The 19,361-nt window shown below is 59.7% G+C and carries 10 protein-coding genes; all 10 read left to right on the top strand.

The annotated features are described in order from the left end of the window. Positions 1-58: 58 nt before the first annotated feature. A complete protein-coding gene (locus tag FHX08_RS28435; protein ID WP_184328083.1) occupies positions 59-3,379 on the top strand; it encodes a DUF2126 domain-containing protein in 3,321 nt (1,106 codons plus the stop codon). A 14-nt stretch (positions 3,380-3,393) separates the two neighbouring features. Next, complete coding sequence (locus FHX08_RS28430) at positions 3,394-5,805, top strand: circularly permuted type 2 ATP-grasp protein (RefSeq protein WP_132657046.1); 2,412 nt, start codon at positions 3,394-3,396, stop codon at positions 5,803-5,805. Further along, the gene (locus tag FHX08_RS28425; RefSeq protein ID WP_132657047.1) at positions 5,802-6,689 is read left to right on the top strand and encodes a transglutaminase family protein; all 888 of its coding nucleotides are present in this window, start codon (positions 5,802-5,804) and stop codon (positions 6,687-6,689) included. The genes FHX08_RS28430 and FHX08_RS28425 overlap by 4 nt, the downstream gene beginning before the upstream one ends. 116 nt (positions 6,690-6,805) lie before the next feature. Beyond that, a complete protein-coding gene (locus FHX08_RS28420) occupies positions 6,806-7,990 on the top strand; it encodes a vWA domain-containing protein (protein WP_132657048.1) in 1,185 nt (394 codons plus the stop codon). A 276-nt stretch (positions 7,991-8,266) separates the two neighbouring features. Then, the gene (locus FHX08_RS28415) at positions 8,267-10,729 is read left to right on the top strand and encodes a glycogen/starch/alpha-glucan phosphorylase (RefSeq protein ID WP_132657049.1); all 2,463 of its coding nucleotides are present in this window, start codon (positions 8,267-8,269) and stop codon (positions 10,727-10,729) included. Next, positions 10,726-12,933 (top strand): 1,4-alpha-glucan branching protein GlgB, encoded by a 2,208-nt coding sequence (gene glgB, locus FHX08_RS28410; protein ID WP_132657050.1) that lies wholly within the window; start codon positions 10,726-10,728, stop codon positions 12,931-12,933. Before FHX08_RS28415 ends, glgB begins: the two co-directional genes overlap by 4 nt. Positions 12,934-12,952: 19 nt before the next feature. Then, positions 12,953-14,215, top strand: a complete 1,263-nt coding sequence (glgC, locus tag FHX08_RS28405; protein WP_132657051.1) for a glucose-1-phosphate adenylyltransferase — start codon at positions 12,953-12,955, stop codon at positions 14,213-14,215. Positions 14,216-14,218: 3 nt separating this feature from the next. Continuing rightward, positions 14,219-15,661: a glycogen synthase GlgA gene (gene glgA / locus FHX08_RS28400; RefSeq protein WP_184328082.1), complete on the top strand. Its 1,443-nt coding sequence runs from the start codon at positions 14,219-14,221 to the stop codon at positions 15,659-15,661. Positions 15,662-15,667: 6 nt separating this feature from the next. Next, positions 15,668-17,299, top strand: a complete 1,632-nt coding sequence (locus tag FHX08_RS28395; RefSeq protein WP_184328081.1) for an alpha-D-glucose phosphate-specific phosphoglucomutase — start codon at positions 15,668-15,670, stop codon at positions 17,297-17,299. 12 nt (positions 17,300-17,311) lie between these two features. After that, positions 17,312-19,282, top strand: coding sequence for a glycogen debranching protein GlgX (gene glgX / locus FHX08_RS28390; protein WP_184328080.1), 1,971 nt, complete (start codon positions 17,312-17,314; stop codon positions 19,280-19,282). The last annotated feature ends 79 nt before the right edge of the window (positions 19,283-19,361 follow it).

Genomic DNA, 19,361 nt, shown 5'->3' with positions numbered 1-19,361 from the left:
ACACACTGGCTCTGGGAACAGCTAAGCCGATCAACGGCACGCGGACAAAAAGAGCAATATGTCGATCAAAGCCAGCATCTACCATCTGACCCACTATCAATATGACAAACCGGTCCGCCTCGGCCCACAGATCATCCGCCTGAAGCCAGCCTCGCATTCGAAGACGAGGGTTTTGAGCCATTCGCTGAAGGTCACGCCGTCGAACCACTTCGTGAACCTGCAGCAAGACCCTTACGGCAACTATCTCGCTCGCTTCGTCTTCCCCGATCCGGTCACCGAATTCAAGATCGAGGTCGATCTCGTTGCCGACATGACCGTCTACAATCCCTTCGACTTCTTCGTCGAAGAGGAAGCGACGATGTGGCCCTTCGACTATCCGGAAACCATTCGCGAAGACCTCTCTATCTATATGACGCCGGAAAAGCCTGGCCCTCGCCTGAAGGCCTTTTTGGAAACGCTTGACCGCTCCAAGCAGAAGACGGTCGACATGGTCGTCGGCCTCAACATGCGCCTGCAGCAGCAGATCGGTTATGTGATCCGAATGGAGGCAGGCGTTCAGACGCCGGAAGAAACGCTTGAGATCGCCAAGGGCTCCTGCCGCGACACGAGCTGGCTGCTTGTCCAGATCCTGCGCCATCTCGGCCTCGCCGCCCGCTTCGTCTCCGGCTATCTTATCCAGCTCACTCCCGACCTCAAGGCGCTCGATGGCCCCTCGGGCACGGAATATGATTTCACTGACCTGCATGCCTGGGCGGAGGTCTATCTCCCCGGCGCCGGCTGGATCGGCCTCGACCCGACCTCGGGCCTTTTGACCGGCGAAAGCCATATTCCGCTTGCCGCGACTCCGCATTATCGCAACGCCGCACCGATATCGGGTGGTTATTACGGCGAAGCCGAAACCGAATTCGCCTTCGACATGAAGGTTGCGCGCGTCGCCGAGCATCCGCGCATCACCAAGCCGTTTTCCGACGATGCCTGGGATGAACTCAACGAACTCGGTGAGAAGGTCGACCGCATCCTTGAAGCCGAAGACGTGCGCCTCACCATGGGCGGCGAGCCGACCTTCGTCTCAATTGACGATTTCGAGTCTGCCGAATGGAACACGGAGGCCGTCGGCCCGACGAAACGCGAGAAGGCCGACACGCTCATCCGGCGGCTGCGCGCCCGCTTCGCACCAAACGGCTTCCTGCATTACGGCCAGGGCAAATGGTATCCTGGCGAAAGCCTGCCGCGCTGGACCTTCTCGCTCTACTGGCGCAAGGACGGCCTGCCGATCTGGTCCTATGATAGTCTCGTCGCCAACGAAGGCCGGAACTATCAGGTCACGGAGGACGATGCCGGCCGTCTGCTGACCGCAATCGCCGGCGAGCTCGATCTGGCGCCCGATTTTGTGACCCCGGCTTTCGAAGATCCCGCCGAATGGCTGGTCAAGGAATCAAGCCTCCCCGAAAATGTCGATCCGTCGAATTCCAAACTCAAAGATGCCGAGGAGCGCGCGCGTATCGCCCGCGTCTTCGATCGCGGATTGACCCGTCCGACCGGCTATGTGCTGCCTGTTCAGGCCTGGAATGCACGGGCCAGCGGCCGCAGTTGGACGAGCGAAAAATGGTCGACGCGGCGCGGCCGCATCTTCCTCGTGCCGGGCGATAGCCCGGTCGGCTATCGCTTGCCGCTCAATTCCCTCGCCTATATTCCGCCATCGCAATATCCCTATATCAACCCGCTCGATCCCTTCGTGCAGCGACCGGAACTGCCGGATTTCGGACAGGATAGGGGACGCGAGCTGCAGACCGCACACTTCCAGCCCTTCACCGGTCAGCAGCCGACCATGCCGCAGTCGGCCAGCGAAATCGACGGTCACATCCGCACCGCGATTTCCGTCGAGCCGCGTGACGGCCGCCTCTGCGTCTTCATGCCCCCGACCGAGACGCTGGAAGATTATCTCGATCTCATCGCCTCGATCGAACGCGCAGCTTCCGCTCTCGGCCTTGCTGTCCATATCGAAGGCTATGCACCGCCACAGGACGAACGCATCAATGTCATCCGCGTTGCGCCCGACCCCGGCGTCATCGAGGTCAACATCCATCCTTCCTCGACATGGAAGGAAACGGTCGACATAACCACGGCCATCTATGAGGAGGCGCGAGAAAGCCGCCTCGGCGCCGACAAGTTCATGATCGACGGCCGCCATACTGGTACGGGCGGCGGTAACCACGTCGTTGTCGGCGGCAGCAATCCGAACAACAGTCCCTTCCTGCGCCGTCCGGATCTGCTGAAGAGCCTCGTCCTGCACTGGCAGCGTCATCCGTCTCTCTCCTACCTTTTCTCGGGCCTCTTCATCGGCCCGACCAGTCAAGCGCCGCGCATCGACGAAGCCCGCCACGATAGCCTCTATGAGCTGGAAATCGCACTGGCGCAGATACCGGCACCCGGTCGCGGCCTACAGCCCCTGCCCTGGCTGGTCGACCGCCTGTTCCGCAACCTCCTGGTCGACGTGACCGGCAATACGCACCGGGCCGAAATCTGCATCGACAAGCTCTTCTCGCCAGATGGGCCAACCGGTCGCCTCGGCCTCGTCGAGTTCCGCGGCTTTGAAATGCCGCCGAATGCCCGCATGTCGCTTGCCCAGCAATTGCTGGTGCGCGCGCTGATCGCCCGCTTCTGGGCGAATCCCGCGGACGGGAAGTTCGTGCGCTGGGGCACCACACTGCATGACCGATTCATGCTGCCGCATTATGCCTGGCAGGATTTTCTCGATGTCTTGGCGGACCTGCGTGAAAATGGCTTCGACTTGAGCCCCGAATGGTTCAAGGCGCAGCTCGAATTCCGTTTTCCCTTCTGCGGCGAAGTCGAATACGAAGGCTCGAAACTGGAACTGCGGCAGGCGCTGGAACCCTGGCATGTGATGGGCGAGCAGGGCGCGATCGGCGGCACGGTGCGCTATGTCGATTCGTCGGTGGAGCGCCTGCAAGTCCGCCTCGAAACCGGTAATGCCTCGCGCTATACCGTAACCTGCAACGGCCGGATCGTGCCCTTGACCTCGACAGTTACGTCAGGCGTGTCCATCGCCGGCGTGCGCTTCAAAGCTTGGCAACCAGCTTCTGGTTTACATCCGGTGCTGCCGGTGAATACGCCTTTGACTTTTGATATTTATGATACATGGTCGAAACGTTCGATCGGCGGCTGCATCTATCACGTTGCCCATCCGGGAGGCCGGAACTATGACACGTTCCCGGTCAACGGCAACGAGGCGGAAGCACGCCGGCTTGCGCGTTTCGAACCGTGGGGACACACGGCAGGCGGTTATATTCCGCGCGCCGAGACGGCCTCGCCTGAATTCCCGCTCACGCTGGATCTGAGGCGGCCTGTTGGAATTTGAAGAAACTGGGTCTGATGGGCAAAAAGCCTGCACTGGAATTGAGGGACGAAATCGGAGACCGCGACGGCACGGTCTTCGATTATGCGCCCCTGCCGGGCACCGCCGACGAGATGGTCGACAATAACGGCGCCATTCGGCCGGTCTGGCAGCGTTTCATCGCCCATCTGAACGCCATGTCCGAGAGAGATCTGGCCGAGCGTCTCGCCCGCGCCGACCGCTACCTGCGGGATGCCGGCGTCTTTTATCGCGCTTATGGTGCCCAAGGCAGTGGCGAGCGCGCCTGGCCGCTCTCCCACATTCCGGTGCTGATAGACGAGCGCGAATGGCAGGCGCTTTCGGCCGGCCTCGTCCAGCGCGCCGATCTCCTGGAGGCGATGGTTGCCGATATCTACGGCGAAAACAGACTTGTGGAAGAGGGCATCATCCCTCCCGCCCTCATTGCAGCCAACCCTGAATTCCAGCGGCCTTTGGTTGGCGTGAAACCGGCAACCGGTCACTATCTGCATTTCTGCGCCTTCGAGATCGGTCGTGGCCCCGATGGCAATTGGTGGGTGCTGGCCGACCGCACGCAGGCACCTTCCGGTGCGGGCTTTGCGCTCGAAAACCGCGTTGCGACCACACGATCCTTTTCTGACATCTACGCCGAAACACCGGTTCATCGCCTCGCTTCTTTCTTCGGCGCTTTCCGCGATGCGCTGCAGACGATGAAACATTCCGGTGACGACCGCATCGCGGTTCTGACCCCTGGCCCGGCCAACGAAACCTATTACGAACATGCCTATATTGCCCGCTATCTGGGCTTCATGCTCCTCGAAGGCGAGGATCTGACCGTCGTCAACGGCCGCGTCATGGTGCGGACCGTTGCCGGACTGAAGCCGATCGGCGTGCTCTGGCGGCGCCTCGATTCCGCCTATGCCGATCCGCTGGAACTGAACCAGAACTCGCATATCGGCACCCCCGGGCTCGTGGAGGCGCTGCGCGCCGAAACCATTACCATCGTCAACGCGCTCGGTACAGGGGTTCTCGAAACCCGCGCCCTGCTCGCCTTCATGCCCGCAGTCTGTCGCAATCTGCTGGGCGAAGATCTTCGCCTGCCGTCCATCGCCACATGGTGGTGCGGTCAAAAGGAGGAGCGCGACCATGTAGCAGCCAATATCGAAAAGATGGTGATTGGCCCGGCCTATTCCCGCGCGCCGTTTTTCGATGACGGTGGCGAATCCGTCCTCGGCTCATCGCTTCGCGCCACCGCGAAGACTTCGATTGCCGACTGGCTGACCAGCGACGGCGCAAAACTTGTCGGCCAGGAAGTCGTCACCCTCTCGACCACGCCTGCTTGGGTCAATGGCAAACTGACACCACGGCCGATGTCGCTGCGCGTCTTCGCCGCTCGCACCGCCAATGGCTGGCAGATCATGCCCGGCGGCTTTGCCCGCATCGGCTCGGGAGACGATGTCTCCGCCATTGCCATGCAATCCGGTGGAGCAGCTGCCGATGTCTGGATCGTCAGCGGCAAGCCGGTCGAGCGCCACACGCTTCTGCCCGCGGAAGGCAGCTTCACCCGTAACATGCCGGGCAGCCTGCCGAGCCGCGCCGCCGACAACCTCTTCTGGCTGGGTCGCTATATCGAGCGCGCCGAAGGTGCGCTGCGCATCCTGCGTGCCTGGCATGCGCGTTATGCAGAGGCGGCCGACCCGAACCAGCCGCTTCTGGCCGACGTCACCGAGTATCTTGCCGCCGTCGACATAGATACGGCCGAACCTGTGCCTGAATCGCTGCTGCGCAATATCGACAGCGCCGTCTATTCCGCAAGCAATATCCGCGACCGTTTCTCGCCTGACGGGTGGCTTGCCCTCAACGATCTCGCCAAGACCGCGCGCCGCTTCCATACGACGATTACGTCAGGCGACGACGCCAGCCACGCGATGACCATCCTGCTGCGCAAGCTCGCAGGTTTTGCCGGCCTCGTGCATGAAAACATGTATCGTTTCACCGGCTGGCGCTTCCTCTCGCTCGGCCGCTACATAGAACGCGGCCTGCACATGACGCGGCTTCTCGGCCGCATGTCCGGCCCGGAAGCGCCCGATGGCGCGCTCGACATGCTCCTCGAAATCGGCGACAGCGTCATGACCCACCGCCGCCGCTACAACGTCAACACCGCACGGCTGACGGTCACCGACCTCCTGGCGCTCGATCCGCTCAACCCGCGCTCGATCCTCTTCCAGATGAACGAGATCCATCGCGAGGTTGAACAGCTGCCGAACGCCTTCATCAACGGCCAGATGTCGCCCTTCTACCGCGAGGCAATGCGCCTGCATTCCGGACTTGCCGTCATGACGCCGGAGACGATGAACAGCGATGTCTACCACCGGCTCGAGCGCGAGCTGGAGCTCCTCTCCGACCTCCTGGCGCAGACCTATCTCGGATGACGGCCCTGCTCTACGATCTTACCCTGCATATGGGCTATGCCTACGACACGCCGGCATCCGGTGCGCGCCATATCATGCGCCTCATGCCACTCTCGCTGGCGAACCGGCAACGCCTGATCGCAGGCTCGATCAGCATTTCGCCGCAGCCCGACGAACAATCGTACTTCGTCGATTTTTTCGAGCATCCGGCAACATCCTTCCTGCTGCGCTCGCCGCATGAAACCCTCGATATCCGCATGCAGGCCCGCGTACAGGTCGAAAGCCAGGTCATATCGGCCGACTTCTCGCCATTGCTGGCCGACCTGCCGAAAGAAGTCGCCGGCATCTGGTCGCTCGATCCGGAATCCCCCCATCATTTCCTTGGCGACAGTCCGCGCCTGACGGAAACCAAGGCGATCACCGAATACGCAAAGGCCTGCGTCCAGCCTTCGCTGACGGTCATGCAGATCGCTTACGCGCTCTGCGCCCGTATCAATAAGGATTTCACCTACGATTCGGAGGCGACAACCGTCGACACGACGCCGTTGGAATCGTTCGAACTGAAGCGTGGCGTCTGTCAGGACTTTACCCATGTGATGATCCTTGCCTTGCGCAGTCTCGGCATTCCCGCCGGCTACGTCTCCGGCTTCCTGCGCACCATTCCGCCTCCCGGCAAGGAACGGCTGGAGGGGGCTGACGCCATGCATGCCTGGGTGCGGGTCTGGTGCGGAGAAACGGCAGGCTGGATTGAGCTCGATCCCACCAACAATATTCCCGCAGGCACCGACCATATCGTCGTCGCGTATGGCCGTGACTATGCCGATGTCGCTCCCGTTATCGGTGTACTCAAAAGCTATGGAAGCCAGCGTTCCGTGCAGGCGGTGGACGTAATTCCGCTGAAATAATCCCGAAATAGGAAAAAACCGCGGTTTTCCTAGAATTTTAGACACTGTTTTAGCGGCCGTTAAAGTCATCTGGTCCATCAATAGCGCCTAATTAGGGCTCCCTTGAATCGGTGGACATGATGAACACCCTGCATTCGCTTCTTGATCGGCTGCGGCGCGACCGTGGTGGCAATTTCGGTATGATGACGGCAATATTGCTGCCGGTGCTCATCGGCGCCGCAGGCTTCGCGATTGATACCATGAACATCATGGCTTCGCAGCGCCAGCTACAAGAAGCAGCCGACGCTGGAGCTCTTGCAGCAGCGTCCGCACTTTCTGCCGGCAAGGTCACCACCGACGATCAGGCAAAGACCCTCGCCAAGGATTTCGTGATCGGCCAGATGGCAAACTATGTCGATGCGGCAACTATCAGTGCTTTGGAAACATCGACGGCCGTGAACATCGACACGACCACCTCGTCAGGCGGCAAAAGCTACAAGATCTCGGTCAATACGTCCTATCCGCTGAGCCTGACGCCATTCATGAACGTCCTAGGATTCAAAACGTCCAAGATAGCGGCGGCAGGCACCTCAACCGGCGGCATCAGCCAGGAGCGTAGCGCGGTTTCTATGACGCTCGTTCTCGACGAATCCGGCTCGATGCTCGCAAATACCGGCACCAAGATTGTGCCGACAACGAGTTGCAAGCAATATAATACCAGCGGTCAGTCGATCGGTACGAAGAGCCCGTGCTATATTAAGAAAATTGACGCATTGAAGACGGCTGCCAACCTTCTTCTCGATCAGTTGGACAAGGCCGACCCGCAATCCAAATACGTTCGCACCAACGCAATCGCGTGGAGCGGCACCATCCAGGACTCTAATAACTTCAACTGGGGCACTTCCAAGACGAGGACCGAAGTCATCGATACGATGTCGGCAGGCGGCAACACGGAATCGTCAGTGCCGATGGAGAAAGCCTATAATGGCCTGAATTCGACAGGTGGAGGCTCGGAGTCAAAGATTCAGGCTGATGCCGGCAACAACAAGCTAACTAAATATATCGTCTTCATGACTGATGGTGAAAACAACAATTCTGCATCCGACACGAAGACGCTGGCCACCTGCGCCAATGCCAAAAAGGACGGGATCAATATCTATTCGATCGCATTCATGGCCCCCGAAGCGGGAAAAAACCTCCTGAGCACGTGCGCCAGTGGACCTACCTACTACTTCCAGGCAGAAAGTATGAACGACCTCATTGCCGCCTTTCAGGCCATTGGGCAGAACGCGGCCGCCGACAAAACCCTGCTGACGCAGTAATCAAAGCCTCCGTTCTCTCAATCAAAAAGCCGTCCCGGAACAAACCGGGGCGGCTTTTCGTTTGATCCTTATTCCACCCATCAGATCGGGAAAACCGATTGAAATCAAGTCCCTTAATCCCCTCAAATATGAAGGTTCCGCAAATTTTTCGTTTACCCGATTCCCTTGTTGCAAGTGCGTGATAACGGTGCATAAACTGCCCTGTCGGCGTAAGCGACAAATCGATTGAATCAGGCATAACATACTGTAACCAAATCAAAATTGGCGAGACTGACCATGAATACTGTTTCGAAGCCGACCATTCCTTCCCCCGCTCCGCGCAGTTCACGGCCAGAAATCCTCGCCGAGGAAATCATCGAGCGTTTGACCTACCGGATCGGCAAGGATGCCAAGGTTGCAAAGCCGCATGACTGGTTGACGGCAACCATCCTCGTGGTGCGTGACCGCATCATCGACAAGTGGATGGAATCCACCCGCAAGGTTTATGAGACCGGCGCCAAGCGCGTCTATTACATGTCTCTCGAATTTCTGATCGGGCGCCTGATGCGTGACGCCGTCTCCAATCTCAACCTGATGGAAGAGGTTCGGGATGCGCTGGCTTCGCTCGGCGTCGATATCAATGTCATTGCCGGCCTCGAACCCGATGCCGCACTCGGCAACGGTGGTCTCGGCCGCCTCGCCGCCTGCTTCATGGAATCGATGGCAACCGTCGATGTGCCGGCCTACGGCTACGGCATCCGCTACGTTCACGGTCTCTTCCGTCAGCAGATGGCGGATGGCTGGCAAGTGGAATTGCCGGAAAACTGGCTCGCTCACGGCAATCCCTGGGAATTCGAACGCCGAGAAAGTGCGTATGAGATCGGCTTCGGCGGATCGATCGAGGTCATAACCGGCCATGACGAACAGCCGCGCTATGTCTGGAAGCCAGCCGAGCGCGTCATCGCTGCCGCCTTCGACACTCCTGTCGTCGGCTGGCGCGGCAAGCGCGTCAATACGCTGCGCCTTTGGTCGGCGCAGCCGATCGACCCGATCCTGCTCGATGCTTTCAATGCCGGCGACCACATAGGCGCGCTACGCGAGAGCAACAGGGCCGAAAGCCTGACGCGCGTTCTTTATCCGGCCGATGCGACGCCCGCGGGGCAGGAACTGCGTCTGCGCCAGGAATATTTCTTCTCGTCCGCATCGCTCCAGGACATCCTGCGTCGTCACCTGCAGCAGTATGACGACTTCACATCCCTGCCGGATAAGGTGGCGATCCAGCTCAACGATACGCACCCAGCCGTTTCCGTTGCCGAATTGACGCGCCTGCTCTGCGACGTGCACGGACTGGATTTCGATACGGCCTGGGACATTACCCGCCGCACCATCTCCTACACCAACCACACGCTTCTTCCCGAAGCGCTGGAAAGCTGGCCGGTTCCGCTTTTCGAGCGTCTGCTGCCGCGCCACATGCAGATCATCTACGCGATCAACGCCAAGGTCCTCATCGAAGCCCGCAAGACCCGCAATTTCTCCGACACGGAAATCCGTTCGATCTCGTTGATCGACGAGAGCGGCGAACGCCGCGTGCGCATGGGTAACCTCGCCTTTGTCGGCTCACACTCGATCAATGGCGTCTCCGCGCTGCACACGGACCTCATGAAGGTCACGGTCTTCGCCGACCTGCATAAGCTCTATCCCGACCGCATCAACAACAAGACCAACGGCATCACGCCGCGCCGTTGGCTGCAGCAGTGCAATCCAGGCCTCACCAGCCTGGTGCGCGAGGCGATCGGCGATGAATTCCTTGATGACGCCGAAAAGCTGCGTGCACTCGACAAATTCGCAACGGACCCGAGCTTCCAGCAGAAGTTTGCAGCCGTAAAGCGCGCGAACAAGGTGGCGCTCTCCAATCTCGTCGCCAGCCGCATGGGCGTGAAGCTCGATCCGTCGGCGATGTTCGACATCCAGATCAAGCGCATCCACGAGTACAAGCGCCAGCTCCTGAACATCGTCGAAGCTGTCGCACTCTACGACCAGATCCGTTCGCACCCCGAGCTGGACTGGGTGCCGCGCGTAAAACTCTTCGCCGGCAAGGCGGCGCCGAGCTACTACAATGCCAAGCTCATCATCAAGCTCATCAACGATGTTGCCCGCACGATCAATAACGACCCGTCCGTCCGCGGCCTGCTGAAGGTCGTCTTCGTGCCGAATTACAATGTCTCGCTTGCAGAAGTCATGGTTCCAGCCGCGGATCTCTCCGAGCAGATCTCGACTGCCGGCATGGAAGCGTCAGGCACCGGCAACATGAAATTCGGCCTCAACGGCGCGCTGACGATCGGCACGCTCGACGGCGCCAACGTCGAGATGCGCGACAATGTCGGCGAAGACAATATCGTGATCTTCGGCCTGCAAGCCGACGAAGTCGCCAAGATCCGCAGCGAGGGCCATAATCCTCGCGCGATCATTGAAGGCTCGCGTGAGCTGGCGCAGGCGCTGGCTGCCATCAGCTCCGGCGTCTTCTCTCCCGATGACCGCAACCGTTACACCGGTCTCATCGATGGCATCTATTCGCACGACTGGTTCATGGTCGCCGGCGACTTCGATGCGTATGCCGCCGCCCAGCGCGAGGTCGACCAGATTTGGACCAATCAGTCCTCCTGGTACGAGAAGACGATCAACAATACGGCACGGATGGGCTGGTTCTCGTCCGACCGTACGATCAGACAATATGCCGATGAGATCTGGAGAGCCGGATGAAGCCACCGAAAGCCGCCCCTGAAGTGAAGCTTCCCTGGGAAATTTCGGCAGACGAAATCGCGGCAATCCTCAGCGGCTCGCAGGCCAATCCTTTTGCCGTCCTGGGCGTGCACCAGGTCGGCGAGACCTTCGTTACCAGATGTTTCCTTCCAGGCGCCGAAGCCGTCACGGCGATGACGCTGGATGGAACACCGATCGGCGATCTCCATCAGCTTCATCCGGATGGTATTTTTGCCGGCCAGGTCTCCATTACCAAATTTCAGCCGGTGCGCTATCGTGCCCGCCGCGCTGACGCCGAATGGGCGGTGACCGATGCGTACAGCTTCGGCCCGGTACTCGGGCCGATGGACGATTATTACGCTCGGCAAGGTTCGCATCTGCGGCTGTTTGATAAGATGGGGGCTCATCGTATCAAGCACGAAGGGACGACCGGCATTCACTTCGCTGTATGGGCGCCGAATGCGCAGCGCGTCTCCGTCGTCGGCGATTTCAACAATTGGGACGGTCGCCGTCATGTCATGCGCTTCCGATCCGATTCAGGCATCTGGGAGATCTTTGCCCCCGATGTACCTCTCGGAGTCCCCTACAAATTCGAAATCCGAGGTCACGACGGTGTGCTGCTGCCGCTGAAAGCGGATCCCTTCGCTCGCCGCAGCGAACTTCGCCCGAAAACCGCCTCCGTGACGGCCGCCGAGCTTTCACAGGAATGGCAGGACGAGGAGCATCTGAAGCACTGGCGCGAAACCGACAAGCGCCGGCAACCGATCAGCATCTATGAAGTTCATGCCGGCTCCTGGCAGCGTCGACAGGATGGCTCCATGCTGTCCTGGGACGAGCTTGCCTCAAGCCTCATCCCCTACTGCGTCGATATGGGTTTTACCCATATCGAGTTCCTGCCGATCACCGAACACCCCTACGACCCCTCCTGGGGCTATCAGACGACCGGCCTCTACGCTCCGACGGCCCGTTTCGGCGAACCGGAAGGTTTCGCCCGTTTCGTCAACGGCTGCCATAAGGTCGGCATCGGCGTGATACTCGACTGGGTGCCGGCACATTTCCCGACGGACGAGCATGGTCTCGGCTGGTTCGACGGCACTGCACTTTATGAGCACGCCGACCCGCGAAAGGGCTTCCACCCGGACTGGAACACGGCGATCTACAATTTTGGCCGCACCGAAGTCGTATCTTACCTCGTCAACAACGCCCTCTACTGGGCCGAGAAGTTCCATCTCGACGGCCTCCGCGTCGATGCCGTCGCCTCGATGCTCTATCTCGACTATTCGCGCAAGCATGGCGAATGGATCCCCAACGAGTATGGCGGCAATGAAAACCTGGAAGCCGTTCGCTTCCTGCAGAACCTCAATACCCGCATCTACGGCGAGCATCCCGGCGTCATGACCATTGCCGAGGAATCGACCTCCTGGCCGAAAGTTTCGCAGCCGGTTCACGAAGGCGGCCTTGGCTTCGGCTTCAAGTGGAACATGGGCTTCATGCACGACACGCTGAGCTACATGAGCCGCGATCCTGTTCATCGCAGGCATCATCACAATGAGCTGACCTTTGGCCTACTCTATGCTTATTCCGAAAATTTCGTCCTGCCGCTGTCCCACGATGAAGTGGTGCATGGCAAGGGTTCGCTGATCGCCAAGATGCCGGGCGACGACTGGCAGAAATTCGCAAACCTGCGCGCCTATTACGCCTTCATGTGGGGCTATCCCGGCAAGAAACTGCTCTTCATGGGGCAGGAATTTGCCCAATGGGCCGAGTGGAGCGAGAGCAAGGCGCTGGACTGGAACCTGTTGCAATATCGTATGCACGAGGGCATGCGCCGCCTGGTGCGCGACCTGAACTTCACCTACCGCAGCAAGCCAGCGCTCCATGCCCGCGATTGCGAAGGCGACGGCTTCGAATGGCTCATCGCCGATGACTACGAAAACTCGGTCTTTGCTTGGTTGCGTAAGGCGCCGGGCCAGAAGCCTATCGTCGTCATCAGCAACTTCACGCCCGTCTATCGCGAGAACTACTCGGTTCGTCTGCCGTCCGCAGGACGCTGGCGGGAAATCCTCAATACCGATGCCGACATCTATGGCGGCAGCGGAAAGGGCAATGGCGGGCGCGTGCAGGCCGTCGATGCCGGCGGTGAGACAAGCTGCTCGATAACCCTGCCGCCGCTGGCGACAATCATGCTTGAACCCGAGAATTAGTGACTGGTGGGAGGAGAAAATGGTAGAAAGACGCATTCAGCCACTTGCCCGCGATGCAATGGCCTATGTTCTCGCCGGCGGCAGGGGAAGCCGCCTCAAGGAACTGACCGATCGGCGTGCCAAGCCAGCCGTCTATTTCGGCGGCAAAGCCCGTATCATTGATTTTGCGTTGTCCAATGCTTTGAATTCCGGCATCCGCCGCATTGGCGTCGCCACGCAGTACAAGGCGCATTCACTGATTCGCCACATGCAGCGCGGTTGGAACTTCTTCCGCCCCGAGCGAAACGAGAGCTTCGACATCCTGCCCGCCTCCCAGCGCGTTTCCGAAACGCAATGGTATGAAGGCACCGCCGACGCCGTCTATCAGAACATTGACATCATCGAGGATTACGGCGTCGAATACATGGTCATTCTCGCCGGCGACCATGTCTATAAGATGGACTATGAATACATGCTCCAGCAGCATGTCGATTCCGGCGCGGACGTGACGATCGGCTGCCTGGAAGTGCCGCGCATGGAGGCAACCGGCTTCGGCGTCATGCACGTCAACGAGAAGGACGAGATCTTCGCGTTCATTGAAAAACCGGCCGATCCGCCGGGCATTCCGGACAAGCCGGATTTTGCGCTGGCCTCCATGGGCATCTATGTCTTCCATACGAAGTTCCTGCTGGAAGCGCTGCGCCGCGACGCCGCCGACCCGACATCCAGCCGAGATTTCGGCAAGGATATCATCCCATATATCGTCGAGCACGGTAAGGCGGTCGCTCACCGCTTCGCCGAGTCCTGCGTCCGCTCCGATTTCGAACACGAGCCCTACTGGCGCGATGTCGGCACGATCGATGCCTATTGGCAGGCCAATATCGACCTGACGGCGATCGTCCCGGCTCTCGATATCTATGACAAGGCCTGGCCGATCTGGACCTATGCCGAGATCACGCCGCCGGCGAAATTCGTCCATGATGACGAAGACCGCCGCGGTTCGGCAACCTCCTCCGTCGTTGCCGGCGACTGCATCATCTCAGGTGCGAGCCTCAACCGCAGCCTTCTCTTCACAGGTGTACGGGCCAATTCCTACTCCAAGCTGGAAGGAGCGGTTATCCTGCCCAACGTGAAGATCGGTCGGCGCGCACAACTCAAAGACGTTGTGATCGACCACGGTGTCATCATCCCGGAAGGTCTTGTCGTCGGCGAGGATCCAGAACTCGACGCACGGCGCTTCAGACGGACGGAAAGCGGTATTTGCCTGATCACGCAACCGATGATCGACAAGCTGGATATTTGACTTATGAAAGTTCTTTCGGTTTCGTCCGAAGTCTTCCCTTTGATCAAGACAGGGGGCCTTGCCGATGTGGCAGGCGCCCTGCCCATAGCCCTCAAATCCTTCGGCATCGAAACCAAAACCCTCATGCCCGGCTATCCCGCCGTCATGAAACTCCTGCAGAATCCGGTCCTTCGGCTGGAATTTTCGGATCTGCTCGGCCAGCCGGCAAGGTTGCTCGAGGTGGAGCATCAGGGCCTCGATATTCTCGTGCTCGATGCGCCTGCTTATTACGACCGCCCCGGCGGTCCCTATCTCGATACGACCGGCAAGGACTACCCTGACAACTGGCGCCGTTTCGCCGCTCTTTCGCTGGCAGGCTCCGAGATCGCCGCCGGCCTGCTGCGTGGCTGGCGACCCGATCTGGTGCATGCCCATGACTGGCAATCCGCAATGGTACCGGTCTACATGCGTTATTATCCGACGCCCGAACAGCCGAGCATTCTGACAATCCACAACATCGCTTTCCAGGGTCAGTTCGGCGCCGATATTTTCCCCGGCCTGCGCTTACCGCCTCATGCTTTTGCCACCGAAAGCATCGAATATTACGGCACTGTCGGTTTCCTCAAGGGCGGTTTGCAGACTGCCACAGCCATCACCACCGTCAGCCCCTCCTATGCCGAGGAAATCCTGACCCCGCAATTCGGCATGGGCCTGGAAGGCGTCATCGCCAGCCGCCGAAACGTGCTGCATGGCATTGTTAACGGCATCGACGCCGATATTTGGAATCCGGCGACTGATCCGGTCGTCCACACGCATTACGGCCCGACGACGCTGAAGAACCGCATCGAGAACCGCCGGTCCATCGAAGAATTCTTCCATCTCGACCACGATGACGCGCCAATCTTCTGCGTCATCAGCCGCCTGACCTGGCAGAAGGGCATGGATCTTGTCGCCAGCGCCGCCGACGAGATCGCGACGATGGGCGGGAAGCTCGTCGTGCTCGGCTCCGGCGAAGCGGCCCTCGAAGGCGCGTTGCTCGCCGCTGCCACCCGCAACCCTGGCCGCATCGGCGTTTCTATCGGTTATAACGAGCCGATGTCGCATCTCATGCAGGCTGGCGGCGACGCGATCATCATTCCATCGCGCTTCGAGCCCTGCGGCCTCACCCAGCTTTATGGCCTGCGTTATGGCTGCGTGCCGATCGTGGCGCGCACCGGCGGTCTCAACGATACCGTGATCGATGCCAATCATGCTGCACTTGCGGCAAAGGTGGCGACAGGCATACAATTCGCGCCGGTAAATGAAGAAAGCATGCTACAGGCACTGCGCCGCGCCATGCACCTCTATGCGGATCAAAAAGTCTGGACCCAATTGCAAAAGCAGGGCATGAAGTCGGATGTCTCTTGGGAGAAGAGCGCCGAACGTTATGTTGCCCTGTATACCAGCCTCGTCTCGAAAGGCATGTGACCTAAAATGATCAAGTCCGTTCCCACCACGCCCTACCAGGACCAGAAACCCGGTACATCGGGCCTGCGTAAGAAGGTTCCGGTCTTCCAGCAGCCGAACTATGCGGAAAACTTCATCCAGTCGATCTTCGATTCCCTGGAAGGCTATCAGGGCAAGTGCCTGGTCATCGGCGGCGACGGACGCTACTACAACCGCGAAGTCATTCAGAAGGCGATCAAGATGGCCGCCGCCAACGGCTTCGGCAAAGTCATGGTCGGCAAGGGCGGTATTCTGTCGACGCCGGCAGCGTCCAACATCATCCGCAAGTACAAGGCCTTCGGCGGCATCATCCTCTCGGCCAGCCACAATCCGGGCGGCCCGACTGAAGACTTCGGCATCAAGTACAATGCCAGCAACGGAGGCCCTGCGCCGGAAAAGATCACCGACACGATCTTCGCCCGCTCCAAGGTGATTGAAAGCTACAAGATCGCCGACTTCGCCGACGTCAATATCGACCGCATCGGCAAGGAAGAGCTGCCAGGCGGCATGATCCTTTCGGTTATCGATCCGGTCGAGGACTATGCCGCGCTGATGGAAGAGCTCTTTGACTTCGGCGCGATCCGCAACCTGATCAGCCTCGGCTTCCGCGTCGCCTTCGACGCCATGAGCGCCGTCACCGGCCCCTATGCCAAGGAAATCTTCGAGAACCGCCTCGGCGCTCCCTCGGGCTCGGTGCGCAACTTCATGCCGCTTCCGGATTTCGGCGGCCATCACCCAGACCCGAACCTTGTTCATGCCAAGGAGCTCTATGACGAGATGATGGGTGAGGATGCGCCAGATTTCGGTGCCGCATCTGACGGCGACGGCGACCGCAACCTTATCATTGGCCGCGGCATTTTCGTCACCCCGTCCGACAGCTTGGCGATCCTCGCCGCCAACGCCAACCTGGCGCCTGGTTACTCCGGCGGCCTCGCCGGCATTGCCCGCTCCATGCCGACGTCAGGTGCGGCAGATCGCGTGGCTGAAAAGCGCGGTATCGGCATCTACGAAACGCCGACCGGCTGGAAATTTTTCGGCAACCTGCTCGACGCCGGGATGGCAACGATCTGCGGCGAAGAAAGCGCCGGTACCGGCTCCAACCATGTCCGCGAGAAGGACGGCCTCTGGGCCGTGCTGCTGTGGCTGAACATCCTGGCCGTACGCGGTGAAAGCGTGCAGGAAATCGTCACCCAGCACTGGCAGACCTACGGCCGCAACTATTATTCCCGCCACGACTACGAAGGCGTCGATAGCGATGCCGCCAACGGCCTGATCGACAATCTGCGCAGCCAGCTTACGACCCTGCCCGGCAAGACTTTCGGCGATCTCATCGTCGAGAAGGCGGACGATTTCGCCTATAACGATCCGGTCGACAAGTCGGTCAGCGAGCATCAGGGTATCCGCGTCCTGTTCAAGGGCGGCTCCCGCGTCGTCTTCCGCCTGTCGGGCACCGGCACGTCTGGCGCAACCCTGCGCGTCTATATCGAGCGTTACGAGCCGGATTCGACTCGCCACAACATCGAGACGCAGGAAGCGCTGGCCGATCTGATCGCGGCCGCGGAAAGCATCGCCAATATTCGTGAGCGCACGGGACGCAACGAGCCGACCGTGATCACCTGATCCGGGGGGCGTATGAGGGGCAATAGTTCCGCACAGGGCGGCGCCATCGTCTTCGAGACGGGCGTTGAATTTGCTGTCTGGTCGCATCATGCGGCGCAGATTGATCTCTGTCTCTTCGACGATGATGGCAAGGAATACGCAAGGCTTCCCATGGCCCGCGACAGCGGCCATGTCTTCCGGCTCTTCGTCGACGGATTGAAGGAAGGCGCTCGATATGGCTATCGCGCCGACGGCATGTACGCTCCAGACAACGGCCTCTGGTTCGATCCTTCGAAGCTCCTGATCGATCCCTATGCCAAGGCGGTCGACCAACCCTTCCGTTACGATCCCCGCCTCGGCATCTTTGGCGAAGATACGCAAGACCTGGTGCCGAAGTCAGTCGTCACCAAAGACTTACCCGTCAAAATCCGAGAGCCGCTCTTCAAACCGGGCGGCTTTATTTATGAAGTGGCAGTCAAACCCTTCACCATCCTGCATTCGGATGTGCCGGAAGCTCTGCGCGGCACGGTCGCTGCTCTGGCCCACCCCTCTGTTGTCGCTCACTTGACACGCATCGGCGTCGATGCCGTCGAGTTAATGCCGATTGTCGCCTGGATCGATGAGCGCCACCTGCCGCCGCTCGGCCTGGCGAATGGCTGGGGTTACAATCCCGTTGCCTTTATGGCGCTCGATCCGCGCATCGTGCCTGGCGGCATCGCTGAATTGCGGGATACGGTCGCGAAGCTGCATGACGAAGGCATTGCCGTTATCCTCGACCTCGTCTTCAATCATACCGGCGAAAGCGACCGCTACGGCGCGACGCTGTCGCTGCGCGGCATCGACAATCTCAGCTACTATCGTCACATGCCGGACCGGCCATCCGTGCTCGTCAATGATACCGGAACCGGGAATACGGTCGCGTGTGATCATCCCTATGTTCAACGGCTCATTATCGACAGTTTGCGCCATTTCGTCGGCAATGCCGGAGTCGACGGCTTCCGTTTTGATCTCGCACCCATTCTCGGACGCACTGCAAATGGCTTCGACCGGAACGGTACATTGGCCGCGATGCTGGCCGACGACCTGCTCGGCGATCGCATCATGATCGCCGAACCCTGGGATATCGGCTCCGGCGGCTATCAGCTCGGCAATTTCCCGGCGCCCTTCCTGGAATGGAATGACCGCGCCCGCGATGACATCAGGTGCTACTGGCGCGGTGACGATTGGAAGACAGGTTCGCTCGCGACCGTGCTGGCCGGCTCGTCGAACATATTCTCAGCCAACGACGGAAAAGGAACCCGCAGCGTCAATTTCCTTGCTGCCCATGATGGCTTCACGCTCATGGACCTCGTCTCCTACAGCGGCAAGCACAATGAGGCGAATGGCGAGAGCAATCGCGACGGCCACAACGAGAACCATTCCTGGAACAATGGCGTCGAAGGCGAAACCGCCTATCCCGTCATCCGGGAACGCCGCAAGGCTGATGTCAAGGCACTCCTCTCCACCCTGTTTGCCAGCCGCGGCAGCATCATGCTGACGGCCGGCGACGAGGGCGGGCGAACTCAGCACGGCAACAACAATGCCTATTGCCAGGACAATGAAATTACCTGGGTCGACTGGAAACTGCTGGACGAAGACCTAATCGCCTATACAGCCTTCATCGCCGCACTTCGCCGCCGTTTCTCGGTCTTCTCCGACCTTACGTTCTTTTCCGGAAACGGTGATGTGGAATGGATTTCGCTCTCCGGTGAGCCGATGATCGTAGGCGAATGGGAGACACCCTCGCTGTCCACCCTCGGCATGGTGCTTGCGACTCACGATCGCTCCTCCCGCGGGCAGATTCGCCTCGCTGTCTTGTTCAACCGTTCCGAACAGCACCAACTCTTCACGCTTCCCTCAGCCGGCGAAACAAACTGGAGTCAGATTTTACTGGATGGTGAGCGGAAAGTCGGCGCCCGTGCCACAGTTGAGCCGCGTTCGGTGGCCTTTTTCGTGGAAAATTGATCCACGCCAGCTGCCCCCGCGAATCGTTGTCGCAATCGTCATAAATGCGCGATAAGGCTTTGAGGCTGCGGTTGTTTTA

The sequence above is a fragment of the Rhizobium sp. BK529 genome (assembly GCF_014194105.1).
Classification (GTDB): domain Bacteria; phylum Pseudomonadota; class Alphaproteobacteria; order Rhizobiales; family Rhizobiaceae; genus Rhizobium.
Note: the sequence above shows the minus strand (reverse complement) of the source record. Positions and strands in the feature narration are given on the sequence as shown.